This window comes from Pseudomonas sp. MWU12-2037, assembly GCF_023242345.1.
In the GTDB taxonomy this organism is placed as follows: Bacteria; Pseudomonadota; Gammaproteobacteria; order Pseudomonadales; family Pseudomonadaceae; genus Aquipseudomonas; species Aquipseudomonas gingeri_D.
The window spans coordinates 221,581-248,208 of sequence record NZ_JALLIZ010000004.1 but is presented as its reverse complement, the minus strand read 5'-3'; the positions used below and the strand labels follow the sequence as shown (position 1 = coordinate 248,208).

At 62.3% G+C, this 26,628-nt stretch carries 16 protein-coding genes; 2 read left to right on the top strand and 14 right to left on the bottom strand.

Going from position 1 to position 26,628, the window contains the following annotated elements:
- Window positions 1-6: 6 nt before the first annotated feature.
- The 10 genes from ccoG to M5B42_RS09055 all read right to left on the bottom strand — a co-directional run bounded on the left by ccoG (window position 7) and on the right by M5B42_RS09055 (window position 16,758).
- On the bottom strand, window positions 7-1,422 hold the full coding sequence (ccoG, locus tag M5B42_RS09100) for a cytochrome c oxidase accessory protein CcoG (RefSeq protein ID WP_103499333.1): 1,416 nt from the start codon (window positions 1,420-1,422) through the stop codon (window positions 7-9).
- A 346-nt stretch (window positions 1,423-1,768) separates the two neighbouring features.
- Window positions 1,769-2,743: a cytochrome-c oxidase, cbb3-type subunit III gene (gene ccoP, locus M5B42_RS09095; RefSeq protein ID WP_152737004.1), complete on the bottom strand. Its 975-nt coding sequence runs from the start codon at window positions 2,741-2,743 to the stop codon at window positions 1,769-1,771.
- Window positions 2,740-2,925 carry a cbb3-type cytochrome c oxidase subunit 3 gene (locus M5B42_RS09090; RefSeq protein ID WP_100940961.1) on the bottom strand — a complete coding sequence of 62 codons (186 nt, stop codon included), beginning with the start codon at window positions 2,923-2,925 and terminating at the stop codon, window positions 2,740-2,742. The genes ccoP (M5B42_RS09095) and M5B42_RS09090 overlap by 4 nt, the downstream gene beginning before the upstream one ends.
- 5 nt (window positions 2,926-2,930) lie before the next feature.
- Complete coding sequence (gene ccoO, locus M5B42_RS09085) at window positions 2,931-3,539, bottom strand: cytochrome-c oxidase, cbb3-type subunit II (RefSeq protein WP_103499335.1); 609 nt, start codon at window positions 3,537-3,539, stop codon at window positions 2,931-2,933.
- Complete coding sequence (ccoN, locus tag M5B42_RS09080) at window positions 3,539-4,981, bottom strand: cytochrome-c oxidase, cbb3-type subunit I (RefSeq protein ID WP_248745616.1); 1,443 nt, start codon at window positions 4,979-4,981, stop codon at window positions 3,539-3,541. Before ccoN (M5B42_RS09080) ends, ccoO (M5B42_RS09085) begins: the two co-directional genes overlap by 1 nt.
- Before the next feature lie 334 nt (window positions 4,982-5,315).
- Window positions 5,316-6,254, bottom strand: coding sequence for a cytochrome-c oxidase, cbb3-type subunit III (ccoP, locus tag M5B42_RS09075; RefSeq protein WP_152737002.1), 939 nt, complete (start codon window positions 6,252-6,254; stop codon window positions 5,316-5,318).
- Window positions 6,251-6,448, bottom strand: coding sequence for a CcoQ/FixQ family Cbb3-type cytochrome c oxidase assembly chaperone (locus tag M5B42_RS09070; protein WP_103499660.1), 198 nt, complete (start codon window positions 6,446-6,448; stop codon window positions 6,251-6,253). Before M5B42_RS09070 ends, ccoP (M5B42_RS09075) begins: the two co-directional genes overlap by 4 nt.
- Before the next feature lie 3 nt (window positions 6,449-6,451).
- A complete protein-coding gene (ccoO, locus tag M5B42_RS09065) occupies window positions 6,452-7,060 on the bottom strand; it encodes a cytochrome-c oxidase, cbb3-type subunit II (RefSeq protein ID WP_248745615.1) in 609 nt (202 codons plus the stop codon).
- 10 nt (window positions 7,061-7,070) lie between these two features.
- A complete protein-coding gene (gene ccoN / locus M5B42_RS09060) occupies window positions 7,071-8,495 on the bottom strand; it encodes a cytochrome-c oxidase, cbb3-type subunit I (RefSeq protein ID WP_152737001.1) in 1,425 nt (474 codons plus the stop codon).
- Between the two features lie 262 nt (window positions 8,496-8,757).
- The gene (locus M5B42_RS09055) at window positions 8,758-16,758 is read right to left on the bottom strand and encodes an Ig-like domain-containing protein (protein ID WP_248745614.1); all 8,001 of its coding nucleotides are present in this window, start codon (window positions 16,756-16,758) and stop codon (window positions 8,758-8,760) included.
- Between the two features lie 191 nt (window positions 16,759-16,949).
- Here M5B42_RS09055 and M5B42_RS09050 point away from each other — a divergent pair, with 191 nt between their 5' ends.
- Window positions 16,950-17,630, top strand: a complete 681-nt coding sequence (locus tag M5B42_RS09050; RefSeq protein ID WP_248745613.1) for an alpha/beta family hydrolase — start codon at window positions 16,950-16,952, stop codon at window positions 17,628-17,630.
- A 41-nt stretch (window positions 17,631-17,671) separates the two neighbouring features.
- Here the strand turns inward: M5B42_RS09050 and M5B42_RS09045 are convergent, their stop codons facing one another.
- The 3 genes from M5B42_RS09045 to M5B42_RS09035 form a co-directional block, all read right to left on the bottom strand.
- Window positions 17,672-18,394 (bottom strand): hypothetical protein, encoded by a 723-nt coding sequence (locus tag M5B42_RS09045; protein ID WP_248745612.1) that lies wholly within the window; start codon window positions 18,392-18,394, stop codon window positions 17,672-17,674.
- A gap of 31 nt (window positions 18,395-18,425) precedes the next feature.
- Window positions 18,426-19,898 (bottom strand): addiction module component, encoded by a 1,473-nt coding sequence (locus M5B42_RS09040; RefSeq protein ID WP_248745611.1) that lies wholly within the window; start codon window positions 19,896-19,898, stop codon window positions 18,426-18,428.
- Between the two features lie 117 nt (window positions 19,899-20,015).
- Window positions 20,016-21,806, bottom strand: a complete 1,791-nt coding sequence (locus M5B42_RS09035) for a hypothetical protein (RefSeq protein ID WP_248745610.1) — start codon at window positions 21,804-21,806, stop codon at window positions 20,016-20,018.
- A 503-nt stretch (window positions 21,807-22,309) separates the two neighbouring features.
- Here M5B42_RS09035 and M5B42_RS09030 point away from each other — a divergent pair.
- Window positions 22,310-24,472 carry an autotransporter outer membrane beta-barrel domain-containing protein gene (locus M5B42_RS09030; RefSeq protein ID WP_248745609.1) on the top strand — a complete coding sequence of 721 codons (2,163 nt, stop codon included), beginning with the start codon at window positions 22,310-22,312 and terminating at the stop codon, window positions 24,470-24,472.
- Between the two features lie 78 nt (window positions 24,473-24,550).
- On the opposite strand, the gene M5B42_RS09025 is transcribed toward M5B42_RS09030, so the two are convergent.
- Window positions 24,551-26,404, bottom strand: a complete 1,854-nt coding sequence (locus M5B42_RS09025) for a hypothetical protein (protein WP_248745608.1) — start codon at window positions 26,402-26,404, stop codon at window positions 24,551-24,553.
- Between the last annotated feature and the right edge of the window lie 224 nt (window positions 26,405-26,628).

Below are 26,628 nucleotides of genomic sequence, written 5' to 3'. Positions count from 1 at the left end.
CGTTCCTTAACGGATTTGCGGGCCGATGAATCGGCTCTTGGCTTCAATATGAACGCTGTCGTCATCGGCATCGCGCAAGGTGAATTTCACCTCGTTGGTACTCGACGGCAGTTGCTCGGGGGCGCTGGACAGTTCCATCGGCATGCTGAATATCTCGCCGGCGGCCACGTGGATTTCGCGCTTGCCCTGGAGTTTCAGGTCGGGCAGTCCGCTGGCGTCCAGGACATAGGTATGGTCGCGCTGATCCTTGTTCATGATCTTCAGGCTGTAGACGTTTTCGATCCGCCCTTCGGCGTTCTCGCGGTACAGCACGCGGTCCTTGCTGACGTCGAAACCCACCAGCGGACGCATGAAGAACGCCGTCACCAGCAGGCCGATCATGGTCAACAGCACCAGTGCATAACCGATCAGGCGTGGCCGCAGCTTATGGGTTTTCTGCCCGGAAAGGTTGTGTTCGGTGGTGTAGCTGATCAGCCCGCGGGGGTACTGCATCTTGTCCATGATGCTGTCGCAGGCGTCGATGCAGGCGGCGCAGCCGATGCACTCGATCTGCAAGCCGTCGCGAATGTCGATACCGGTGGGGCAGACCTGCACGCACATCGTGCAGTCGATGCAGTCGCCCAGGCCCTGGGCCTTGTAGTCGACGCCTTTCTTGCGCGGACCCCGCTCTTCGCCCCGGCGCGGGTCGTAGGAGACGATCAGCGTGTCCTTGTCGAACATCACGCTCTGGAAGCGGGCATAGGGGCACATGTAGATGCACACCTGTTCGCGCAGCCAGCCGGCGTTGCCGTAGGTGGCGAGGGTGAAGAAGCCGACCCAGAAGTACGACCAGCCATCGGCCTCGCCGGTGAAGAAGCTGATGACCAGTTCGCGAATCGGCGAGAAGTAGCCGACAAAGGTCATGCCGGTGACAAAACCGATCAGCAGCCACAGGCTGTGCTTGGCGAATTTGCGCAGGAATTTGTTAGCGCCCATGGGCGCCTTGTCCAGCTTGATGCGCTGGTTGCGGTCGCCTTCGGTGACCTTTTCACACCACATGAAGATCCAGGTCCAGACGCTTTGCGGACAGGTATAGCCGCACCAGACCCGTCCGGCATAGACGGTGATGAAGAACAGGCCGAAGGCGGCGATGATCAGCAGACCCGAGAGCAGGATGAAGTCCTGGGGCCAGAAGGTCGCGCCGAAGATGAAGAACTTGCGTTCGGGCAGGTTCCACCACACGGCCTGGTGACCGCCCCAGCTCAGCCACACGGTACCGAAGTACAGCAGGAACAGGCCGGCCCCCCCCACCATCCGCAGGTTGCGGAACAGGCCGGTGAAGGCACGGGTGTAGATTTTCTCTCGCGAAGCGTAGAGGTCGACAGTTGCATTGGCGGGTTTGGCAGGTGGCGTGACGTCGTGTACCGGAATCTGCTTGCTCATTATTGCGTCCCACGGCTGGGGGAAATGCCTCGGTCAGTACGTGCCGACCGCGATCGGAAAGAGTAGTGCAATGGCGCAATGATACGCCCGTCCCTGCGCTCCAAGGGTGCGACCTTTGGTCGCGTTGGGTCTGCGCTCAGTATGGTGTAGCGGATGTAACAAAGCATGATCCAAGTCAATTGACTATAGATGATTGATCGTGAGTGGGGGCGGATTGGCGCCGGCTATGGCGATCTCTGATCCGCCGACCCGTGGGGTGTTTCCTGCGTGTGGAAAGCGGCCGCGCGTAATGAAAACGGCCCCGCCAGTTATGCTGGTGGGGCCGTCGGGGGTTGCTCAAACTGGCTTATTCAGCAGGTTTGTTATCACCGTGGGACAGGCTGTAGACATAGGCAGCGAGCAAGTGAACCTTGTCGTTGCCCTGCAACTGCGCCTGGGCCGGCATCTGCCCTTGGCGACCATAACGGATGGTCTGTTGCAACTGCGCGAAGCTTGAACCGTAGATGAACGCCGCCGGGTGCGTCAGGTTCGGCGCGCCCATGGCCGGGGTGCCTTTACCTTCAGGACCGTGGCAGGCCACGCAGTTGGTGGCGAAGAGTTTCTGCCCCGCCACCGGATCGGCCTTGGCGCCTTCCGGCAGCTTGCGCCCATCCAGATTGGTCAGCACGAACGAGGCGACATCGGCCACGCCCTGCTCACCGATGACGTCGGCCCAGGCCGGCATCACCGCGTGGCGACCGCCCATGATGGTGGTCTTGATGGTTTCCGGTTCACCGCCCCAGCGCCAGTCTTCGTCGGTCAGGTTGGGGAAGCCGTAGGCGCCCTTGGCGTCGGAACCGTGACACACCGAGCAGTTGGAGGCGAACAGCCGTGCGCCCATCTTCAGCGCCAACGGGTCCTTGGCCACGTCCTCGATGGGCATGGCCGCGTACTTGGCGAAGATCGGCCCGAACTTGGCATCCGAGCGGGCCATTTCCTTTTCCCACTCGTGCACGCCGGTCCAGCCGGTCTGGCCGTTGGCGAAGGCGGTCTGCTTATCGTTGTCGAGGTAGGCGTAGCCGGGCAGCAGGCCTTTCCAGTTACCCAGGCCCGGGTACAGGACCAGGTAACCGAGGGCGAAGATGATGGTGCCGACGAACAGCATGAACCACCATTTGGGCAGCGGGTTGTCGTATTCCTCGATACCGTCGAAGGAGTGGCCAACCGTCTCCTCGGTCTGATCGGCGCGCTGTCCCTTGCGGGTGGACAGCAGCAGCCAGGTCAGGGCGAAGATGGTACCCAGAGTGAGGACTGTGACGTACAGACTCCAGAACATAGTCATTCTTTATTACTCCTAGACGCTTTTTCGACCTGCTTGATGGCTTCGGGGTCATCCGCGAAAGGCAACAGGGTTGCATCCTCGAATTCCGATTTGCGCCGTGGGCTGAACACCCACAGCGCCAGGCCGATAAAGGCCACCATCACCACCAGGGTGCCCAGGCCACGAATCATCCCGATATCCATCCAGATCACCGTTTGCTTTTGATGATGGTGCCCAGGCCCTGCAAGTAGGCCACCAGCGCGTCCATTTCGGTCTTGCCCTTCACGGCATCCTTGGCCCCGGCGATGTCTTCGTCGGTGTAAGGCACGCCGAGGGTGCGCAGGACTTCCATTTTCTTCGCCGTGTCCTTGCCGTCGAGCCTGTTTTCCACCAGGAACGGATAAGCCGGCATTTTCGACTCGGGCACCACGTTGCGCGGGTTGTACAGGTGCGCGCGGTGCCAGTCATCGGAGTAACGCCCGCCGACCCGGGCCAGGTCCGGCCCGGTGCGCTTGGAACCCCAGAGGAACGGGTGGTCCCAGACGCTTTCACCGGCTACAGAATAGTGCCCGTAGCGTTCGGTCTCGGCGCGGAACGGGCGGATCATCTGCGAGTGGCAGCCGACACAACCGTTGGCGATAAAGATGTCACGGCCTTCCAGTTCCAGTGCCGGGCGTGGCTTCATGCCTTCGACCGGCTTATTGGTGACGTCCTGGAAGAACAACGGGACGATCTGGGTCAGGCCGCCGATGCTCACGGCGATGACCATCAAGAAGGCCAGCAGGCCGATATTCTTCTCGACTACTTCGTGCTTCATCAGTGAGCTCCAACGACAGCGATCTGAGCGGCGGCTTCAGCTTCAGCCGGGTCCGAGGCGCGAACGGTACGGAACACGTTGTAGGCCATGAACAGCATGCCGCTGGCGAAGAACGCACCGCCGATGGCGCGTACGATATAGCCGGGATGGCTGGCCTGCAGGGCTTCGACGAACGAGTAGGTCAGGGTGCCGTCGTCGTTGATCGCGCGCCACATCAGGCCCTGGGTGATGCCGTTGACCCACATCGAGGCGATGTAGAGCACGGTGCCGATGGTGGCGAGCCAGAAGTGCGCGTTGATCAGGCCGATGCTGTGCATCTGCGGACGCCCGAAGATTTTCGGGATCATGTGGTAGATCGCGCCGATGGAGATCATCGCTACCCAACCCAGGGCCCCGGCGTGCACATGGCCGATGGTCCAGTCGGTGTAGTGGGACAGCGAGTTGACGGTCTTGATCGCCATCATCGGCCCTTCGAAGGTCGACATGCCGTAGAACGCCAGGGACACCACCAAAAAGCGCAGGATCGGGTCGGTGCGCAGCTTATGCCAGGCGCCCGAGAGGGTCATCATGCCGTTGATCATGCCGCCCCAGCTCGGTGCCAGGAGGATGATCGACATCGCCATGCCCAGGGACTGGGCCCAGTCCGGCAGGGCGGTGTAGTGCAGGTGGTGCGGGCCGGCCCAGATATACAGGGTGATCAGCGCCCAGAAGTGCACGATGGACAGGCGATAGGAGTAGATCGGCCGCTCGGCCTGTTTCGGCACGAAGTAGTACATCATCCCCAGGAAGCCGGTGGTCAGGAAGAAGCCCACGGCGTTATGGCCGTACCACCACTGGATCATCGCATCGGTCGCCCCGGCATAGGCCGAGTAGGACTTGAAGAAGCTCACCGGCAGCGAGATGTGGTTAACGATGTGCAGCATCGCGGTGACGATGATGAAGGCACCGTAGAACCAGTTGCCGACATAGATGTGCTTGGTCTTGCGCTTGATGATGGTGCCGAAGAACACCAGGGCGTAGACCACCCAGACAATCGCCAGGAGGATTGCCAGCGGCCATTCCAGTTCGGCGTATTCCTTGGTGGTGGTGTAACCCAGGGGCAGGGTGATCCCGGCACCGACGATCACCGCCTGCCAACCCCAGAAGTGGAAGGCCGCGAGGCCGTCGGAGATCAGTCGTACCTGGCAGGTTCGCTGCACGACATAGTAGGAGGTGGCAAACAACGCACAACCACCGAAGGCGAAGATCACCAGGTTGGTGTGCAGCGGGCGCAGGCGTCCAAAACTCGTCCAGGGCAGGCCGAAATTCAACTCCGGCCAGACCAGTTGCGAGGCGATGAAGACACCGAGCCCCATGCCAAGGATCCCCCAGACCACCGTCATGATGGCGAACTGGCGGACTACCTTATAGTTATAAGCAGTCGGACTGATTGCTGTGCTCATTCTAAGGTTCCACGGTTTAGGTATATTTATTAGGGGTGAAAATCGCCCGCAAGTATGGATAAAGCCCAGGGTCATTGCAACGCGGCATGACCTGGGTCAATACCGTGCGACGCTGATTCTGCGGCCTTTCCATGCTCGGTGTAAGGTCAAAACGCGCCCTCGAAAAGGCCGGAATCGTCCGGCAGGCGAGGGGATGCGGTTTGATCGAAGTGAGCAAAGCTTAGTACCGATTCCCTGGAGTGGGTAGGCGGACTAAAAGAGAGGTGCGACATTGGGTCGCGTACAGGCGGGGAACTGTCGCATCCTGATCGATGCGACAGGAAATATCCGGTGGTTATTGGGCTTTGTTTTCTCCTTGACCGCCATGGGAGAGGCTGAACACGTAAGCGGCCAGCAACTGCACCTTATCGTTGCCGAGCAATTCGCTCTGGGCCGGCATCTGGCCCTGGCGGCCGTGGCGGATGGTCTGTTGCAATTGCACCAGGCTGCTACCGTAGATAAAGCCGGAAGGCTGGGTCAGGTCGGGGGCGCCCATGATCTGGCTGCCCTGGCCGGTGGCGCCGTGGCAGGCGATGCAGGTGGTGCTGAAGGTTTGCCGGCCCGCCGCGAGGTCCGCCGTGGAATCCTGCGCCAGCGGTAGCTTGGCCAGGTCGTGACGGACATAGGCCGCGACGTTCTTCACCCCGTCCTCACCGAGGATTTCGCCCCAGGCCGGCATGGCCGCGATGCGTCCGCCCATGATGGTGGTCTTGATCGTGTCGGCACTGCCGCCCCAGCGCCAGATCTCGTCGGCGAGGTTGGGGAAACCGTAGGCGCCCTTGGCGTCCGAGCCATGGCACACCGCGCAGTTGGAGGCGAACAGGCGTCCGCCCATTTTCAGCGCTTGCGGGTCCTTGGCTACTTGTTCCACGGGCATGGCCGCGAATTTGGCGAAGATCGGTCCGAACTTGGCATCGGCCTTGTCCATTTCCTTTTCCCATTCGTGGACGCCGGTCCAGCCGTTCTCGTAGCCGGGCAGGATACCTTTCCAGTTGCCCAGGCCGGGGTAGAGGATCAGGTAGCCGACGGCAAACACCAGGGTCCCGGCGAACAGCATGAACCACCACTGCGGCAACGGGTTGTCGTACTCCTCGATGCCGTCGAAGCTGTGGCCCATGGTCTGGTCGACGCTGCCCTTGGTTTCACCCTTGCGTGTGCCGATCAGCAACCAGGTCAGGCCGATCAGGCTGCCGATGGTCAGTACGCAGATATACGCACTCCAGAAGGTGGTCATGGCCGGGTGCTCCTTGTTGCAGTGGGATCTTCAGGGGGGGCGGGAAGCGGCTCGTCATCGGCGAAGGGCAGCATGCAGGCTTCGGCGAACTCGGAAGTACGCTTGGCGTTGAACACCCAGAGGGCCAGGCCGATAAAGGCGATGAACACCACCAGGGTGCCGAGGCCGCGGATCATTCCGCTACTCATGTCCATGACTCACCTCTTGCTCTTGATCGAAGTGCCGAGCACTTGCAGGTAGGCGACCAGGGCGTCCATTTCGGTCTTGCCCTTCACGGAATCCCTGGCCCCGGCGATATCGTCGTCGGTGTAGGGCACGCCCAGGGTGCGCATCGCCCGCAGCTTGGTTTCGGTCAGGCTGTTGTCCAGCGGGTTGGCCACCAACCAGGGGTAGCCCGGCATTTTCGATTCCGGGACCACGTTGCGCGGGTTGTACAGGTGCGCGCGGTGCCAGTCTTCCGAGTAGCGCCCGCCGACCCGGGCCAGGTCCGGTCCGGTGCGCTTGGAACCCCAGAGGAACGGGTGGTCCCAGACGCTTTCACCGGCCACCGAGTAGTGCCCGTAGCGTTCGGTCTCGGCACGGAATGGGCGGATCATCTGCGAGTGACAGCCGACGCAGCCTTCGCGGATGTAGATATCGCGGCCTTCCAGTTGCAGTGCGGTGTAGGGCTTCATGCCTTCCACCGGCTTGTTGGTGACATCCTGGAAAAACAGCGGAACGATCTGGGTCAGGCCGCCGATGCTCACGGCCAGTACCATCAGCAGCATCAGCAGGCCGACGTTCTTTTCAATCACTTCGTGTTTCATGACGAACTCCTCAGGCCATCTGCGCGGCGGCGATCACGGCGGCGGGTTGCGCGCCGCGCACGGTGCGCCAGGTGTTGTAGGCCATCAGCAACATGCCGCTGAAGAAGATTGCCCCGCCGATCAGCCGGACGACGTAGCCGGGGTGGCTGGCCACCAGGGTTTCGACGAAGGAGTAGGTCAGGGTGCCGTCATCGTTGACCGCGCGCCACATCAGGCCCTGGGCGATGCCGTTGACCCACATCGAGGCGATGTAGAGCACGGTGCCGATGGTAGCGAGCCAGAAGTGCGCGTTGATCAGGCCGATGCTGTGCATCTGCGGGCGGCCGAAGATTTTCGGGATCATGTGGTACAGCGCGCCGATGGAGATCATCGCCACCCAACCGAGGGCGCCGGCGTGCACGTGGCCGATGGTCCAGTCGGTGTAGTGGGAGAGGGCGTTGACGGTCTTGATCGCCATCATCGGCCCTTCGAAGGTCGACATGCCGTAGAACGCCAGGGACACCACCAAAAAGCGCAGGATCGGGTCGCTGCGCAACTTATGCCAGGCCCCGGAGAGGGTCATCATGCCGTTGATCATGCCGCCCCAGCTCGGGGCCAGGAGGATCAGCGACATCACCATGCCCAGGGACTGGGCCCAGTCCGGCAGGGCGGTGTAGTGCAGGTGGTGGGGACCGGCCCAGATATACAGGGTGATCAGCGCCCAGAAGTGGACGATGGACAGGCGATAGGAGTACACCGGGCGCTCGGCCTGTTTCGGCACGAAGTAGTACATCATCCCGAGGAAGCCGGCGGTCAGGAAGAAGCCCACTGCGTTGTGCCCGTACCACCACTGGACCATGGCATCGGTAGCGCCGGAGTAGATCGAGTAGGACTTGGTCAGGCTGACCGGCAGTTCCAGGTTGTTGACGATATGCAGGATCGCCACGGTGATGATGAAGGCACCGAAGAACCAGTTACCGACATAGATGTGCTTGGTGGTGCGCTTCACCAGCGTGCCGAAGAACACGATGGCGTAGGCGACCCAGACAATGGTGATCAGGATATCGATCGGCCATTCCAGTTCGGCGTATTCCTTGGAGCTGGTGTAGCCCAGCGGCAGGCTGATGGCCGCCAGGAGGATCACCAGTTGCCAGCCCCAGAAGGTGAACGCCGCGATCTTCGGCGCAAACAGCTGGGTCTGGCAGGTGCGTTGCACCGAGTAGTAGGAACTGGCGAACAGCGCGCAGCCACCGAAGGCGAAGATCACCGCATTGGTGTGCAGCGGGCGCAGGCGTCCAAAGCTCGTCCAGGGCAGGTTGAAGTTGAGTTCGGGCCAGACCAATTGGGCCGCGAGGAAAACCCCGAGCCCCATGCCGACGATGCCCCACACCACCGTCATAATGGCGAATTGGCGGACCACCTTGTAGTTGTAGGCGGTACTGATTGAAGTGTTCATGGTTCCCCATCCACGGTTCAGACCCGGCCGGCGCTGTTGCATTCGCGGGATCTGGAGTTATAGGCAGACTAAAAGCCAGCCAAGCATGGGCAAATAGCCAGCGGGTGGTATTGACGAGGGTCAATGGGGCGGGTGTGGGAGCGGGGCTTGCCCGCGAATAGGGCCGTGAGACCGCTAAAAGCTTCGCGGCGCTACGGCAATCCGACAAGCACCGCTCCCACAGGGTATGCGCTCAAGCCTCAAGGCCGGCGCAGGTTTCGGTTCAGCTCAGGCCCAGGCCATAGGCGTTACTCAGGTCGAACAGGATCGACTCCTTGCCGCTGGGCAGGTGCGCCACGTAGTACTTGATCGGCGGCACCACGGTCGCCCGGTCGGTGGACCAGGTCAGGCCGAAATCCCGCGAGCTCGTCGACTCCGTTTCCCGCAGGGTCTCCTCCAGCCATTCGCGCTGGGCGCCCAGGGGCCAGCGGTTGCCGTAGAGGCGATGGATTTCCTTCAACTCGGCGCGTGCCGGCAGGCGCCGATGCCCGGCGTTGGCCTTCGCCTGCATATTGGCAAAGGTGCCCAGTCCCAGCCCATGGCAGTGGATAACGCCGCTGACCGTCAGGTTGTAGCTTTTCATCTGTCCACCCTGATCGCGCACGGTGATGGTCGTGCTGCCGTTGCCGCGCACCGTGACCAGACCGGACGCGTCGACCACGGCAATCGCCGGATTGCCCGAGCTGTAGGTATAACCGGGCGTACCGCCACTGGCCTGGCGTCGGACCGAGGTGGTTGGGCCGAAGGCGGGCAACACCGTCGGATGGCCGGGGATCAGGTAGATCTTGCCGCTGAGCGTCACCGGACGCTGGTCGAACACCAGATCGGGACGCCCACTGCCCGACAGTCGTAACTTGACGGTGACCGCTTCCGAGCGTTCCGACAGGTTGCCCGCGCGGTCCTGGATCCGGTAGGACACCGGCCAATCGGCATCGGCCCCCAGTGAGAGGAGAAAGGCGCGGGGAAACTCGATGACGATGGTCTTGAGTTCCATGACCCGCATCCCCGGCCCCTCGATATTGCCCCAGAAGGTGCTCACCTGGTCGCCGACCGCGAAACCGTTGTAGCTGGCGATGGTCCCCGGCAGCACATTACCCAGTTGGTTCAGCTGCGCCGAGGTCAGGCCGTCGTGGACCTGGGGTGGAAAAGCCATGGCCGCGAGCAACGGCTGGCCGGGTTTTTCACGGTCGACCTCGATCAGGGTCGGGAACGAGTCCGTCCATTGCTGGCTGATGGTGTCGTATGCCCGGTATCTGAGTTCGTGGTTACCGTGGGTCAACGCCTCGACGGGAATGTCCAGGTTCAGGGTGTCCCCGGGATTATCGCCCGGACCGATGAACACCGGGCTGCCCAGCAATTCCGTGCCCCACAGCAGCTGATAGGTCTCGTCGGTGGAAGGGTTGCTCCAGACCGGGAAGGTCACCCGTACGGGGGCGTCGAGGGCGCTGATCGGCAGCAGTCCCTGGCCGTCATCCAGGGCCGCCTCGACCCTGGGTCGCTCCAGCTCCCGGGCATTCTCGGGCAGGCCCCGGGCTTTTTTGCAGTCGAGGAGCAGCGCGGACCCGATACCCAGGCCGCTGGCTTCATAGAGCAGGCTCAGGCCGGGGGTGACCTTGATATAGGGGTGCTCCGGCTCGACCACGTCCAAGGTCATGTCGAGTACCGCGTGCACCAGTCCCAACGGGCTTTTGCTGGTCGATGACCAGGTTTTCGGCTTGAGCGGCGACTGCAACGGCCAGCGGTTGCCGTAGGCCGTGCGGATGCTGATCAGTTCGTCCAGAGACGGAATGCTCAGGCCTTTTTGCCGGGCCTTGTGCAGGGTCTCGTCGTTGCTGCCCTCGCCCAGGTTGTAGCACTGGACCACGCCGCTGACGCTGACTTCGTAGCTTTTGCGCTGCCCGGCGCTGTCGTTGACCCGGATCCGGGTCTGGCCATTGCCACGCACGCTGACCTTGCCGTTGCCGTCGACCACGGCAATCCGCGGGTTGTCGCTGCTGTAGTGATAGCCGGGCACGCCGCCGCTGGCCGTGCGCTGGCTCGTCGTGCCCGGGCCGAAGGCCGGCAGCACCTGTGGGTGGCAGGGAATCAGGTAGATCTTGCCGGGCAGGCTGGCGGGGTGGGTGTCGAAGAGCAGTTCCGGCACCCGCTGTCTGGTCCGCACCACCAGGCGTAGCCGGGGGAAGCTCAGGGCGGTGGATTCGTCGGGGCTGCCGTCGAAGGTCACCTTGAAGATGAAGGTCAGGCCGCTGAGGTCTTTCAATTGATCAAGCTCCCCCCGTGGCACGGGGTCGTCGAAGGCGTCGGCGATCGAGGGGATTTCCCGGGCCTCCCAAATCGCGAAGGAGTAAGGCCGGCCGTCGGCCCGGGTACCTTCGCCACGCAACCAGACCCGTTGCCCGAGCTGGATATGCGGCCATTTCAGGATCTCGATGCGGGCATCGCCGCTGAAGGTGTTGAGGTCGAGGACCTGATTGTCCGGTGCCTGATGAACGAAGGGCGTGGGCAGGTCATCCTGGGCGATGGGCAGGACGTCCAGCAGCAGTTTCTCCGATGGGGCGGGGATGCCGTCGCGGGTGACGGTATAGCCGACCTCCACGCGTTTGCCGATATTGGCGCTGACCGCCGTGACGGGCACGGCGAAGTCGACACTGCCGCCGGCACTGCCGGGCTTGGCATCGATAAGAGGGGTGCCGGCACCGGGCGTGCCGCGCCAGTAGGCCTGGATACTGTCGCGGGTCTCCATGACATAGCCGACCCGGATCGTCGCGCCCATCAGCGCCTGCAGCGGGAACAGCAGCGTGTCGTGGGCCTCCAGCACCTTGGGCACCGGCAGATCCAGCGGGCTGGCGCTGACCGGCAACAGCAGGGCCTGGGACACGACGGGCTCCGGGGCGACGGTCTGGACTTCATAGCGCACCACCACGGAGCCCCCGGCCAGCACGCTGACCTGGTCGTCCGGAATGCTGAAGTCGATGTCCTGGTCGGTCCCGATTACCGCCTTGGCCTCCTGGTGGCGGGTTTCCATGCCGGCGGCGGTGGTGCCGAGCCAGATCAGGGTCACGCTCTGGCCCGGGGCGATAAACGAGTAGGGCTCAACCCGGGCAATCACGCCGGTTTGCGTCGGGTCGAGCACATTGCCGTTGGCTTCGGCCACGGGCACCCGGGGCGGCTTGAGGGTCAGGGCGCGGCCGGTGATCTGCAATGGCAGGCTCCGGGAACGGCGCGCGGGCTGGTTGGGCGTCTCGACGTAGTAGTAGAACCGCGCCTGGCCCCGGATGATCAGGAGAAACTGCTCGTTCGGCACTTCGAAGGAGACGAAGGCATCGCTGTCGCTGCCGGGCAGCATCGCGCTGTACGCGGGCAGCGTCGCGCCGAGGGCGGTTTCCCGTTCGACCAGCAGGCGCAGGGTCTGGGCGCTGCTCATGCCTTCATACCGCAGCACCAGGGTCTGCACGTCGGCGCCATTGAGTGTGTCCAGGTTCAGTTGCATGCCCTGGGCACGGGGGACCACCGGCGGGCGCAGGTCCGGATCGCCGATGCCGACTTCGACCAGGGCCGGGCGTGACCAGCGCGACCAGTTGTTGACCCCATCGCGTATCTCGTAACGCACGATGATCGCGTCGGAGTTGCCGGCCTCGCGGATAATCTGCGGATCGATCGGCACCACCACTTCGTCGCTCGGGGCCAGCAAGGGTGGGTGCTGCACCAGGCGGCCATGCCAGGACACCACGATCGCATCGCCGGCGGCCATGTTCGCATAACGCTTGATCATCACGCTGACCCCTTCCGGGTCTTCGATTACTCCGGGCGGCAGGATCACCGGCAGTTCCAGCTTGTCGTTGACGGTGGGCGTCGCGGATTGGGTGTCGGGGTCGCCGGGGACGTCCAGCTTGATCCGTACCTGGGTTTCGGCGGTTTCCGGCGCGCCGCCGGGAAAGGGGGTGAGGACGTAGCGCACCGTCACGGCTTCCGCCGACATGATCCAGCGGGTTTCGACCCGCAGGGTCAGGTGGCTGGCGCCGGGTGTGCTGTCCTGGGTATGGCTGGCGACCGGATCGGGATGGCTGCCCCAATACAGGTCGATCCGATCCCTGGGTTTCAGCTCCAGCGGGGCGATCACCACGGGCAACGGCCGTTGCGGGTCGATCACATCGGTGGCGCCGATGCCGCCGAGATTAAAACTGTTGATCAGCGGCGGGACCAGCTCCCGCGTGGCGCGCGGGCGTCGATCGGCGCTGGCCGGCGGCGGGTTCCAGGTGGGGGAGATCGGGCCTGCCTTCTCCCAGAGCGGACTGGTCTCCAGCACACTCAATTTGCCCGCGCTGGCGACGGCGTTGATCAAGCGAACATGAGGCAGGGTGATGCTGTTGCCGCTGACCGGTTCGACCGGTATGCACAAATCCCGTTGTGCGCTGGAATCCCTCGGCTCGTACTTGAGCAAGGCGCCGTCCTGGCTGGAGTAGTAGATACCGTTGAGGAAGAGATTTTCCGCCAGCAGGGTCTTGGTGACGAAGCAGATATCCTCGACGCAGAAAAAGTCGGCGCAGGGTGTGTCGCCGGTCTGATAGCGGGCAGGGTCGAGGGGTTTGGCATAGTGAATACTGTCGAGCGGGGTTTTCCCCAGGGTCAATTCAAGACGCTGTTGCTCCAGTGCCTGTGTCTTCCGGTCGGCCAGGGTGCGGGTGACCTTGATCGCCTGGCCATCGACGAAAGGTTCGAGGGTGACATAACCGTCAGGGGCGGAGGTGCGATAGATCGCATCCGCCAGCAGTGCGCCTCGACCCTGGCCGATCTTGCCATGGGTATAACGCGCGGCATCGTCCGGGTGAGCGAAAAGCGGGCTGAGGGCATAACGTTCGGTGGTGTCGGATACACCGTCGGATGGGTCCCAGGTGGTACTGACCGGGCCTGTCTGGCGCCACAGCGTACCGGGCCGCAAGACACTCAATTTGCCGCTGGCGGCCACGCGACGAACATAGTCACGACCGGACAGCGAGCCGTTCTCCAACTGGCCCTGGGTATCGATACCGTCGTTGTGAAAGAGACTGCCCCGCAGCACTTCGTCGGCATCGGGCACCAACGGCACCTGGTAGCTGAACAAGGCCCCGTCGGCGCTCGCCAGATACAGCCGGGTGGTGCTCTGGTGGCCTGGCACGATTGCCGTTTCGCGAGCGGTCTTTATGGCGTGGGCGAAATCGCGCACTGAAATAAAGTGTTGGTAGACCCTGTCGCTGGGCGACGCCTCCCGCCGGGGTTCCGACACATAGAGGCCATCGAGGCGATAACCGGGGATCAGGCTGAGAACGGCGATATCGGGCGGGAGTATAAGCGTGCGATCGAAGTCACCGCTGATGTCGAGGGCGGGGGCGGTAGAGACGTATTCCTTCTCGGTTTTCTTGAAAATAAAGCCGAAGTTGCGCCGGGTTCTCGGATTGGTTTGCGCAAGGGCATGCCGCACGGCATCCGCGGCGCTCATGAATACCGGGCTGAACACAGGGGAATAGTTGGCAATCGCTGCCTGGTCCGTCTCGACCAGCACCCCGGCGGCGCTGTCACGAATCGACAGCACTTTACCGGGGCTGGTCCAGATATCGCGACCAGGGACCAGCACCCGCAGCTCGCCGGCCTTGACCAGATCACGAGCGAATGTCAGCACGGCGCCCTTGTCGGTCTCCAGGCCGCTCTTGAAGCGTTGTTCCGTGGGATTTTCCATCAGGTTCAGCGAGTCTGTCGGCGAGGGCGACAGCGTCTTGAACAGGTCGATTTCGCTCGGGGAGTGCTGGCTGGTGTAGCGGATCAACGAGCCGTCCTGGCCGGAGAAATAGCGCAATGGAATCGCGCGATCCTTGATGGCCCGATAGATGTCCCAGGTCGGAAACAGGTTCAGGTACAGCTGGGCTTCCGTCGCCGCCAGCAGGAAATCCAGGTTGCCCAGGCGTGAGCTGTAGGTCCCGACAATCGTGTGATCTTCCAGGGGAAAGCCATTTCGGTGGGGGAATACCAGCGTGTGGTCGAAGATCTCGGTGGCTGAAACCAGCGGCGCGCTGGCGACAAACAGGCCGTCCGCGCGTTTCAGGATCACTCCGCCATGGACCTTGTCGTAACGGCGGGGGATCTGCTCGTGGGCGTGGCGTGCCGCGTCGTCGGCGCTGGCGAAGAGCGGGCCGAGGACGCGCCGTTGCAACTGATGATAAGCGTGCCATTCACTGCTGACCCGACCGGCCGGTCCCCACAGTTCACTGGGCTGAAGCACGCTCAGTTCACCGCTGTCGGCCAGCGCGTGAATGAAATTCAGCGGGTCGAGGATGCCCTTGACCAGGCGTTCGCCGTAGCTCAGCAGGTTTTCGCTGCCGGCGAGCAGCGCTTGGTCGGCGTGGATATCCAGCGAACGGTATTTCAACTGCGCACCATCGCGGGTGCTCAGGTACAAGGGCAGGATCGGCGAGTTCGGCTCCGGACGATAGGCTTTGATCTGTTTGAGCGCCGCCAGCAGCTCAGCGGGCAGAAAGAAGTTGCGGTATATCCAGACGTCCTTGCACGGCAGGCGTCGCGGATACAGCGCGGCGCTGTAGTAGAAGCCGGCCAGGCGACAGCCGGACGGCAATGTCGGAGAACCGTCGGCGCCGGTGGGCAAGCGTGGGTCCGCGGCAAACAGCGGTTCCCGGGCGCTCAGCGGTTCGCTGGTGGCGTAGCGCTGGTGGCTGTCGCTGATAATCACGCCGATCCGCCGGTCGCGGTAATGACCATTGATGCGTTCGTTGGCGTACAGGGCCGCGGCATCCGCGCTGTCGAACAGTGGCCCGAAGGCCGGCAAGGCCGGAGTCGAGGCTTTCTGCGCTGGATAGGGTGCCCAATCGCTGGGCACCTGGCCGGGCGGGCCCCAGTAGGTATCGCCACGGACCACGTAGAGCGCGCCGGTTTTGGCCAGGGATTTGATGAACTCGCTGGGCAGCAACCGATTGAGGTCGCTGAGATCATTACCCGGCAGCAGGCGCGGGATCAACGCGTCCTCTTCAGCGGAGCCGCTGGGCATGTATTTGATGATGGTGGAGTCGGTCATCAGTGCATAAAACGCCCTGACCCCCTGTGGCCGGGCGAGAAGGGTGGTCAGGACCTCATCCGGGGTGATGCTTTTCAGGCGCAGGCGGGTCTCCTGTTCGGAGAGTATCGAGGGCCTGTCGAGGGGCCCGTCGTTTTGCTCCTTGAGGGCCGACAGGCTTATGTTGGAACGGTAGACGGCATAGAGCCGGTGTCCGGGGGGGAAGCTGGCGATACCGGTTTCGGTGATCGGATACAGGGTATTGCGGTTGAAGCGGCGGTCGTTACCGGTGGTCGGCAGCGTGGCGACAAAGGTCGCGTCCTGGCGTTGGAAGATCAGCCCGCCGAACTCCTTGTCGCTCCCCCCCTGGATCAGCTGTTGGGCATGGCGGGCGGCGTCGTCCGCCGAGAGGAAGGCCGGGCCCAGTTCAGGCAGGACGGCGTCGGTGAAGGGGGCCCAATGGATCGGGTCGACCCGCCCCTGTCGGTTCCACAGGTAGCTGCCGTGCAACACCAGCAAGGAGCCGGCGGCGGCGATCGTGCGGACGAATTGGTGGGGCGGCAGTGCGCCGCTCAACAGTTGCTCGCGAGCGTGCCGGGCCCGTGCCTGCCAGTCCGCGCCTTCGGGCAGCAGTGCCTGCTCCAGTTCGCTGTCCCCTGGGTGGTAGGCCAGCAGCGCCCCGTCGGGGGTGCCGAAAAACAACGGCGGCGGGTGCGCGCCAGGCGCGGGGGCACGGGAACGGCGTGCGTGGTGGAGCCCGGCGAACAGGTCGTAGGGACTGAAAAAGTTTTCGTACAGCCAGCTTTCCCGGGGCGGCAGTTGTTCATGGGCGGTCTCGGCCTGGCAGTAGAGGCCGGCGAGGATAAAGCCTTCGGGCAACCGCAGCCGGCCCTGGGCGTCCCGACCGAAGAGCGCGTCCGGGTCGAAGGGCATCGGGGCGCTGTCCAGCGCTTGCGTAACGGTGAATTCCGCCTTCTGTGCCTGCTTGAGGATAAACGACGAGGGGCGCTTCAAACCTTTGAAAGCGGCCTGGCCGTGGGCATACTGGACGGCTTCGTCGAGGCTGGCGAAGGTGCGGCTTAGCAGCGGCATCGTCGTCTTCTGACGCATCGGCGCGACTGCAAGATCCGTTGTAAGGCGACTGGCGCCGGGTTGTTCGGCGTGGGTGAGGGCGTCTTGAGGCATGGCAATACTCGTCTGGAAATGGACCGGGGAGCGTCCCGTGTCGGCACCGCCGGCCTTGCAGTGTCTGGGCTGGCAGATAAGGTGTTTTCATTTTCAGGAAAAGCGGCGCAGCGATGCGTTACATATCTAGGTTTCCGGCGCGGGCCCATTTGGGGGCCGTGATCGGTGCGGACAGTGAGATGAGAGGCGACATGTCGACCCTGCAAACAACCCATTCCCAGGCCACATGGGTCGTGGACTCGGGCTATCTGTACAACGCCGTCGGGGAGGCTGGCCCGCTCGCCACGCTGATCCTCGCCCACGGTGCCGGCGCGCCGATGGACAGTGACTTCATGGCTGCCATGGCCGATCGCCTGGCGACACAGGGCATTGCCGTGGTGCGTTTCGAGTTTCCCTATATGGCGCAACGGCGCCTGGATGGCGGCAAGCGTCCACCGAACCCGCAGGCGCGCTTGCTGGAGTGTTGGCGCGAGGTGTACGAGGGCGTGCGGCGTCAGGTCCAGGGGCCGCTGTTCATTGGCGGCAAGTCCATGGGCGGACGCATGGCCAGCCTGCTGGCCGACGACCTTGGTGCGTCAGGACTGGTATGCCTGGGCTATCCGTTCTATGCGGCGGGCAAGCCGGAGAAACCACGGGTGGCGCATCTGGCGGATCTCGTCACGCCGACTCTGATCGTGCAGGGCGAACGCGATGCCCTGGGCAATCGGCAAACCGTGTCGGGTTATGAACTGTCGGCGCAAATCGAGCTGAGCTGGCTGGCAGCGGCCGATCACGATCTCAAGCCGCTGAAGGCCAGCGGTTTCACCCATGGGCAGCATCTGGACACGGCGGCGCGGCACATCCACGACTTTATCCTGAGTCAGGCGCTGTAAAGCGCCGGTTGCCTGGCCGGTGGCAACCGACGCGGGAGTGGTCAGCCCCCGAGACTGACCACAACCTCGGTGGCGGGTGAGCGTTTCGACCAGTTGCCGACCACATCATGGATCTCGTAGCGCACCGGCAGGCTGCTGGAGTTGCCGACGCTTTCGACGATTTGCGCGGGGATCGGGACGACCACCTCTCGCTCCAGTTCCGCCGCGCCCAAGGCCGGGTGTTGGAGCGTCTGGTCGGCCCAGCTCACGCTGATCCGGTCGCCTTCGCTCATGTGCGGGTAAGGCGCGATGATCACCCGCACGCCTTGCGGATCGACGATCACCCCCGACGGTTGCACCTGGGGTGGACGCAGGGCTTCGTTCTCATAGGGCGTCGCCGGGTCGGTATCGATGCCGCCGGGGGCTTCCAGCTTTACCCGGATGTGGCTGGCGTCGGAGTCCTCCGATGTGCCACCGGGAAATGGGCTGAAGCGATAGGTGACCGGCACCGGGTCCGGGGCGGACGCCAGGCTGCGGCTGTCGACGGACAGGGTCACGAAGCCGTTGGTGGGTGGCGCGTCGAGGGGATGATCGTAAGTGGCGGCCGGTTCCGCGGCCTCCGCCCAGTACAGATCGATATGATCCAGGGGCTTGAGGTTCAACGGCCCGACCAGCACGTTCAAGGGTTTCTCCGGGTTTTCGACATCGATGGCACCGACCCCGGCGGGATTGGCGCTGAGGATCAGCGGTTTATCCAGGTTTCGCTGATGGATGTGCTTGGACATGATAAAGGCTCCACGGGCAAAAGAGATCAGGTCACTGGCTGAAGGCGGACGGGCATCGACCAGCCACGCGCATGTCCAGATAGGCGCTCCGGCGTTTCGAGCGGCCGGTTCCGGTGACGCTGTCGACGTGGAACGAGGCCTCGGCATGACCGTAGCAAGTGGCATCCAGCACCGTTCTTGGGACGCGCAGGTCATAGCCGTCGCGGACCTGTTCCTCGGTCAATGGCGCGGAGGTGTGCGGCCACTGGTTTGTTGGATTACCGCCAATCAGCTGGTCGAAACCTTCGTAAAGGAAGTGGATGACATCGCCTGCCTTGATATTGAAGTAGGGGACGATATGCACCGGTGCGCCGTCCTGGCCGTTGACCGTGTTGATCGCGCCGTTCTCGTTCAGCTCGGTGAATAGCGGGGCGTCGGGCCCTTCGGGTCCGCCGGGCAGTTCATCGCGGGAGCGGACGATGATGCTTTGCTCCGGCGATCTTGAAGTGTTCGGATTGCCGGCCTGGGTCACGCTGTACCACACGCGGATATCGCTGCCTGTGCCCAGCGGCCTGAAGCGGCTGTTGAGGACCGGCAGGTGCAGGTCACGGGCGGCGGCGACATCGCCCTCGGTGATGGCATAGGGCGGGTCGAACATCGGTTGTCCGGCCCAGAGCAACTGGATGTCTTGCCCTTCGCGCAAACCGGGATTCCAGGTAATGACGGCACGCGCATCCCGCTCAAAATCATTTTCGTCGATCAGGTTATCCACAGCCTCGGGCGAGGCGCCGCGAATGGTGGGGCGTTGCAGGTCGCCTGGCAGCGGAAGCCCGTTGAGCAACAGCAACACATCGATGGCGGTCGAGTCCTGGGAGCTATTTCCGGCGCGGTCCGTGACCGTATAGAACACCGGGCCGTTGAAGTCGTCCAGGGACTCGAGAAAGGCGCGGGGGTACTCGATGATGACTTTTCGCGGCTCCTCCATGTCATCTTCCTCGACCTTGCCGCCGGGACCTTCGGTGGCTCCCCAGAAGGTTCTGATCCGGTCGCCGATGGCGAAGCCGCTGTAGCCGTGGACGGTGCCTGGCAGCACATCGCCCAGTTGCGTCAGTTCTTCCGAGGTGAGGCCGTCGCTGACAGCCGCGGGGAAGTCGAGGGGCGCGAGGGTGGTGGGATAGCCGGGGGCGGTGGTGTCGATTTCGACGGGGGAGGGGAAGGAGTCGGTGAATTCTTCGCTGAAACTATCGGTGACACGATAGGCCAGTTGATACTTGCCCTCGATCAGCTGGTCGAGGGGAACATAAAGTTCCAGGGTGTCGCCGGGCTGGTCCTCGGGTTTGATAAATTCGCTATTGCCGATAGGCACTTCGTTCCAGAGCAACTGGTAAGTTTCGCTGGTCGAGGGATTGTCCCAGACTTTGAATGTCACCAGGACCGGGGCATTCAGTGCGCTGATGGGCAGCAAACCATCTTCGAAGGCATCGGGAACATGGGGCTGGTCGAAAACAGGTGCTTTAAGTGTCATATTGATTTCCTTGTTTGAATACGGCCTTCAAGAGAAGGCCGCAGACACACTGAGGCACTTGATAAGTCTTGGCTTATAAAGGGCTTTTAGGTTTTCAGGGAATATTAAGTTGGCGCGTTAACTGCAACCGACACCGGGTTTGTTCATACTGACCGGGGCCGAGCCCATCAACGAGTTGGCCGGTTCCTGATTATGTTCAGGGCGCGGTTCAACCCGATAAGTAACCTCCGCATAACCTTTGCAAATGCTGATCAACTTGGGGAGCGGGATCAGAAAAGTCAGGCCCGTGCCGATATTGGTCGGGTTGATCGTATCGGTCTTTTCATAGAGCGCGTCCGGGATAGGCGTTCCGTCCAGTTCAAACCCTTTGAACGTCAGGGCAATGTCGTGGTAGAGGCGGATATTGTCATACGGCCTGACCAGTACCGGCGTGCCGTCCGGACTCAGGCTCGGAATGACATGGCCGGCGTCGGACAGCCGGGTGAACACCGGCTCCAGCAATCCGAGCTCGCCACCGGGTTGTTCGATTTTCGAACGCACCACCACCGGTTGGCTCGGCGCCAGTGCCGGGTTGGGGTTGGTGTCGCGGGTGATGGTATAGGTCACCGGGATGGCGGCACCGGTCCCCTCGGTTTTGATGACCTGGTTGCCCACCGGAATGTCGATATCGACACCGGCATTGAAGTCCGCCTGGGTGATCCGATACCACTGATCCACCACCTGCTGGCCCCAGTGCAAGTTGACGTAGTCGTCGACCCGCAGGCCGTTGACCCAACGGAAGATGGCCCGCCCATCCAGCTCATAGTCGTCCGGGTCGATGAAGTTGTCTTCGCGGTTGGGATTGCCGCTGGTGCCCTGGATCGTCAGTGGCTGCAGGCGTTCCTCCGGAACGGGCAGGGTCAGGTAGACCGCCACGGGCTGCACCAGCGAGGACCCGACCAGTTGGCCGTTGCGGCGTACTTCATAGTGGACATTGACCGTCGCCTCGGGGAAGCGATTGATAATGTCGAATTGCAGGACCGGCGAAAGAACCGGATCGTTGTCTTCCTCGCCGTCCTGGACCGGAATGGCCGGCAACGGGTTGTTGTCGCCCCAATAGAGCGTCACCAGGTCCTCGGCCTGGGCACCCAGGTAATGTGGAATATCGACGGTGACACCGGTGATCGCATCGTTGTAGTCGATCAGCCCGCCTTGTGCGGGGCTGGCCTGTTCGACGATCGGCCGTGGCAGATCGTCCGGGATCTCGGCCAGCAGCAGGCGGATCTGCCGCGCCAGGGAGCGCGGCGAGACGTTGCCGGCGCGGTCGGTGACGATATAGGTCACATCCGACAGGACGTTGCCGACCTGGGACTCGACGTCTTCAAGGAAGGCGCGGGTGAAGGACAGGGGGACTTCCTCCAGCTCGACATCGTTCATCTGCACCGTGGCCGTGGGGCCTGGGATGTTGCCCCAGAACGTCTCGATGAAGTCACCCTCGGCCATGGTGCTGTAGCTGGTCACCATGACATCGAGGCTATTGCCCAGTGCGGTCAACTCCGCCGAAGTCAGGCCATCATCGACCTCCCGGGGGAAGGCCATCGGGCCATGGCTCGGCAGGCCGGGACGGGTGGTGTCGACCTCGATCAGGGTCTCGAACGAGTCGGTTTCCTCTTTGCTGATTTTGTCGTAGACCTGATATTTGAGCTTATATTTCTTATCGGTTGGATTGACCGGGTCATTCTTCTCAACCAGCAGTTCCACGGGAATATCCAGGCTCAGGTATTCCTCCGGGTTTGCCAGGTCTTCATCGAGGACATCGGTGCGGGTACCAATGGCATCGCCCTCCCAGAACAATTGATAGGTCTGGTCGGTCGTGGCGTCGTCCCATAATCTGAAGGTGACGGGAAGTGGTGCATTAAGTGCACTCAAGGGCAATAAGCCGTCTGGAAAGGCACTTGCTACATCGGGTTTATCCAGCTCTTTGTGGTTGGCTCGGGTGTAACTGTTTTGAGTAAGAATAAGGCGCTTCTTGTTTGTGCACATATTTCTGTTCCTGATTGGAAATGGATGAAGATAAGGCGACTGACGGTGTCAGATATTGATAAGTCAGGAATGCGTTACTTCAGGTTTTATCGATAGGTGTTTTCCTATCTGGGGCTCACGTAATAGATATGTGAAAAGAGTGTCAAGCGCTTTTTAGATGTTGAGATGTGCGAAAGCATGATTTTCTTGTAGGAATGTATCTTGTGTTATTTAGGAGGTGTCCTACTTTTTTGACGGCCTTTTTTAATATTAAATCGGGGTCGAGCCTTATCAAACTATTACTTCTGTTTGGTGGAGAAGAAGTAATGTTACGCACGACTTATCGATTGGCCCCGTATAAAGGCCTCGGGAAAATCGCCTGCCTCATGGGGGCCGTATTGGGGTCCCCGGTGAGTCTGGCGCAAGACGCTCCGGACAATGAGCCCCAGGGGATAGTGGACAATCGCCGGGAGACGGTCACGGCCGGGAGCGAGGCCACGTCATGGCAAGTGATCAATGGCGGCATATTGGATATTGTCGACGGCGGTGCCGCGACCAGCGTCAGGGCTGACGGATCGACCTCCCAGGTGAGGGTCAATGGCGGTACGGTCACCGGAGGTATCCACTTGGGGGGCGCCAGGGCTACCCTCAATGAGGCGCAGGTGCGCAACGATACCGGCACGGCACTCGAACTGAGTACCCTGACGTCGGCGGGTACGACAACCGCCTCCAGGGCGACTATCCAGGACAGTACGTTGTCCGGAGCTGGAATCGGAATTGCGGTGGCGGCGCTGGGACAACTGAGCCTCGACAATACCCGGGTGTTCGGCGGCGACTTCGGCGGGGTGGGGGGCGTCGGGATAAAATTGCTCGGCGCAACGCTGACCATGACCAACAACAGTCATGTGCAAGGCGATTCGATCGGCTTGCAGCTCGATGGCCGGACCGCCGCGCCGGGCGGGCCGATCATTCCCCGGGAAGCCGACATCGTGGTCGATAACTCGATCATCGAAGGTCTCTCTGGCCCGGCTATCTCGGCGGTGGAAGGCACGATTGCGAAAATCACCGTGCAGAACGACGCGCACCTGCTGTCCGGCAACGGCATCTTGCTGGACGTCGCGGGCGCCAGTAACGTCGGTTTCACCGCCGACAGCAGCCTGCTGCGCGGCGACCTGGTGGCCGACGACAGCAGCACCCTGGATGTCACCCTGCAAAACGGCGCGCAACTGTTCGGTAACCTGATCAACACCAACAGCGTGGCGATCAACAGTCGAGCGAACTGGACGCTGACCGGCGACGCCGAGGTCAAGTCGCTGTCCATGGACGGCGGCAACGTGACCCTGGGCTCGGCCGAGCAGTTCTACACCCTGTCGCTGGGGGAGCTGTCCGGTACCGGCATGTTCAATATGCACGTCAACCTGATGGACAACACCGGCGACAAACTGGATATCAACGGCGAGGCCCACGGCAACTTCCTGCTGAATGTCCAGAACACCGGGCTCGAACCCAACTCCCCGGAGATCACGCCCTTGCACGTGGTGCACACCGAAGGCGGCGATGCGCTGTTCGAAGCGGTCGGCGGCAGCATTGACCTGGGTGTCTACTCCTATCAGTTGGAGAAGCAGGGCGATGACTGGTTTATCGTCGGCTCCGGCAAGACCATCAGCCCCTCGACCGAGGCCTCGCTGGCGCTGTTCAACGTCGGGCCGACCATCTGGTATGGCGAGCTGCCGACTTTGCGCAGCCGCATGGGGGAAATTCGCACCAGTGGCGAGGGCGGTGGCTGGATTCGTAGTTACGGCAGCCAGCACAACATCACCGCTGAGGCGGGGCTCGGCTACAAGCAACGCCAGAAAGGCTTGTCTTTCGGGGCCGATCTGCCCGTGCCGGTCAGCGACGGGCAGTTGCTGGTCGGGGTCATGGCCGGCCACAGTCGTTCCGACCTGAGCCTCAATCGTGGCACCTCCGCCACGGTCGACAGCTACTCCCTCGGTGCCTACGGCACCTGGCTGCGGGACGACGGCTACTACCTCGACGGCGTGCTCAAGCTGAACCGTTTCGATAACCAGGCCGATGTCAGGATGACCAACGGCACCAAGGCCAAGGGTGACTACGACAACTTCGCCTATGGCGCTTCGCTGGAGTTAGGCAAACACATCAAGCTGCGTGACGATGTCTTTGTCGAGCCTTACGCCCAGTTGTCCTCGGTCCTGGTCAAGGGCGGCAGCTACCAATTGGACAATGGGCTGCGAGCGGAGAACGACCGTACCGTCTCCGTGCTTGGCAAGGCCGGCGCGACCCTGGGGCGTAACCTTGAACTGCGCGACGGCGGTCTGTTGCAGCCGTATCTGCGGGTGGCCATGGCCCATGAGTTTTCCCGCAACGACAATACGGTGAAGGTCAATGACACGGCCTTCGACAACAGCCTGTTCGGCACCCGTGGCGAATTGGGCGTGGGGGTTTCCGCCGCGCTGTCGACGGACCTGCAACTGCATGCCGATTTCGATTACATGAAGGGCGAGCACATCGAGCAGCCCTGGGGTGTCAATCTCGGCCTGCGCTACGCGTTCTGATCGGCGCGGTCATTGACGACCGTTTTGATCCGAAGCCCTCGACGAAGGATCGCCGAGGGCTTTTTTCGTGTCTGACGCTCAACGCGCCATGACGGTCGCGCGTGACGAGATGTAGACATCGGCGGGCAATGAGGTGACCCGCCCCAGCTCGCTGATCACCTCATAGCGGGCCCGGCCACGACCATGCTCGATGGCCATCAGGCGCGCCAGCGGCACCCGCAGCCGGCAGCCGTTGCGCAGTTCGTGCTCGCTGACCAGGCGTTCGCTGCTGAAGGCCGCGGCCTCGATCTCGTTGCCGCCAGTGAGGGCGTCGAAGCCGCAAAAGCGCAGGACGATGCGGTCGCCGACTTTCATGTTGCGGTAGGGGCTGATCAGCACCACCGTGCCCTCCGGGTCCTGGCGCGGGTCCACTACATTCAGCACGTTGGCCGCGGCGAACACCGGCTCCATCAGGCCCGCCGAACCGCCCGGCAACTGCATCTGGAAGATCACCGCGACCGATTGCTTGGGCGAGTAGGAGGTGTTCGGATTGCCTTCCCGGGTCACGGTGTACTGCACACTGATATCGACGCCGCAGCCTTGTTCGGCAATCAGGCTGTTCGGTACGTTGATCACCAGATAGCAGGCGGCCTCGACATCACGAGGGGTAATCAGGTGTACCAGCGGTTGGCTGGACTGGCCCCAGAACAGGTTGATCCGGTCGCCGGCCTGGAACGCCTTGCGCCAGGCGATGACCGCGTCGGCCGAGAGTTGTGCATTGTCCTCATCCAGGTAGTTGTCCAGCCGCCGGCCATTCGGATTCTTGCCCTTGATCAACGGCGCGGCCAGGGCCTCGTTGACCATCGTCTGCGGGGTCGGGTCCTGCGGGCCGGGCAGTTGCAAAAAAACCTCGAGTTCCAGTGTCGGTGAGGTGAACACCTCGCCATTGCGGCGAACCTGGTAGTTCAGCCGGGCCGGGCCGTCGCCGTGGCGGGAAATCACCAGATAACGCGCCATGACGTTCAGCAGCAAAGGCTTGTCCAGTTCGTGGGCGGTGATGATCCGCCTGGCGGCGGCCCGTTCGCCGTTCCACAGCACGCAGATTTCGTCGCCGATGGCGACATGCTGGTAGGTGGGCACCGCGATCTTCACGCCGATGCGGGCCTGGGCATCATGGACCTGGCCATTTTCCAGTTGCAGGGCCAGGGGGGCTTGCAGGTTGGCCGGTGCCTGCTGTAACTGCAACTTGAGCATGACCGCTTGCGAGCGCACGGAGGTATTGCCGGCGCGATCGCGGACGCTGTAACTCAGGGCGAATTCGCCGTTGCCCAGGTGTTCGAGGAAACTTCGGTCGACACTGAGCCGGATTTTATCGCTGCCGAGTTGATCGGCTTGCACGGTATGGCTGGGCCCGGCCTGCTCGCCCCAGTAACTTTGAATCACATCGCCCCACTGCATGTCGAAGTAACCGGGAACCGTGACGGTGAGTTGGTTGCCCAGGGCGACGAGTTCATGGTTGCTCAGGCCGTCGAGGGTGACCGGCGGAAGGATAAGGGCGGCGAGAAGAGTGCCGCCGGGTGGGCTGCGATCAATAACCAGGGGCGTGGTTTGCGACTGATAGGCGATTGCGCCCGGCCCCGTGCTGATTCGGTAACCAAGTTGATAAGTCCCTTCGACGGCGAGTGTGCTGACCGGGAGATGCGCATACAAGATATCACCCGATTGCAGAGGCGGCGTCAGTGGAATGGGGTCGCCAATCAATACATTGTTCCAGGTGAGTTGATAGCGGTCATCGGGCCGTGCATTCGGCCACAGTGGCAGGGAAACCGAAAGGGGACTGTCAAGCTCGCCGACTGGCAGCAGCCCATCCTCCGGGGCCGCTTGCTCGACACGGGGGGCGATAAGGTCCTCTTTCGTGAAGCGAGACTGTAGGGTGTTTACTAGATCCATCATAAGGATAGTCCTGCTATCTAATTGAGTGTTGTCAGGTCGTTTCACGGTCAGACGCGTTACCGATTATTGTGAGTGTTTTATGTCGGCACGTGCTGATCTGGCAAATAAGGCATGAACGTCTCAAGTGGGTAGTAACTATCTATGGGATGTCATGCCTGCTCTTTAACGAATAGTAACGGTTGAGCATTGTCAAGGGTTTTGCAGGGATGGTTTTGATGAGGCAA

Bases quoted from the DNA above. Each gene is read 5' to 3' on its own strand.
- M5B42_RS09025 (WP_248745608.1), bottom strand. From the start codon at position 26,404: ATGATGGATCTAGTAAACACCCTACAGTCTCGCTTCACGAAAGAGGAC.
- M5B42_RS09040 (WP_248745611.1), bottom strand. From the start codon at position 19,898: ATGACACTTAAAGCACCTGTTTTCGACCAGCCCCATGTTCCCGATGCC.
- ccoO (WP_103499335.1), bottom strand. From the start codon at position 3,539: ATGAAGCACGAAGTAGTCGAGAAGAATATCGGCCTGCTGGCCTTCTTG.
- ccoP (WP_152737002.1), bottom strand. From the start codon at position 6,254: ATGACCACCTTCTGGAGTGCGTATATCTGCGTACTGACCATCGGCAGC.
- ccoG (WP_103499333.1), bottom strand. From the start codon at position 1,422: ATGAGCAAGCAGATTCCGGTACACGACGTCACGCCACCTGCCAAACCC.
- M5B42_RS09090 (WP_100940961.1), bottom strand. From the start codon at position 2,925: ATGGATATCGGGATGATTCGTGGCCTGGGCACCCTGGTGGTGATGGTG.
- M5B42_RS09070 (WP_103499660.1), bottom strand. From the start codon at position 6,448: ATGGACATGAGTAGCGGAATGATCCGCGGCCTCGGCACCCTGGTGGTG.
- M5B42_RS09050 (WP_248745613.1), top strand. From the start codon at position 16,950: ATGTCGACCCTGCAAACAACCCATTCCCAGGCCACATGGGTCGTGGAC.
- ccoO (WP_248745615.1), bottom strand. From the start codon at position 7,060: ATGAAACACGAAGTGATTGAAAAGAACGTCGGCCTGCTGATGCTGCTG.
- M5B42_RS09055 (WP_248745614.1), bottom strand. From the start codon at position 16,758: ATGCCTCAAGACGCCCTCACCCACGCCGAACAACCCGGCGCCAGTCGC.
- ccoN (WP_248745616.1), bottom strand. From the start codon at position 4,981: ATGAGCACAGCAATCAGTCCGACTGCTTATAACTATAAGGTAGTCCGC.
- M5B42_RS09045 (WP_248745612.1), bottom strand. From the start codon at position 18,394: ATGTCCAAGCACATCCATCAGCGAAACCTGGATAAACCGCTGATCCTC.
- ccoP (WP_152737004.1), bottom strand. From the start codon at position 2,743: ATGACTATGTTCTGGAGTCTGTACGTCACAGTCCTCACTCTGGGTACC.
- ccoN (WP_152737001.1), bottom strand. From the start codon at position 8,495: ATGAACACTTCAATCAGTACCGCCTACAACTACAAGGTGGTCCGCCAA.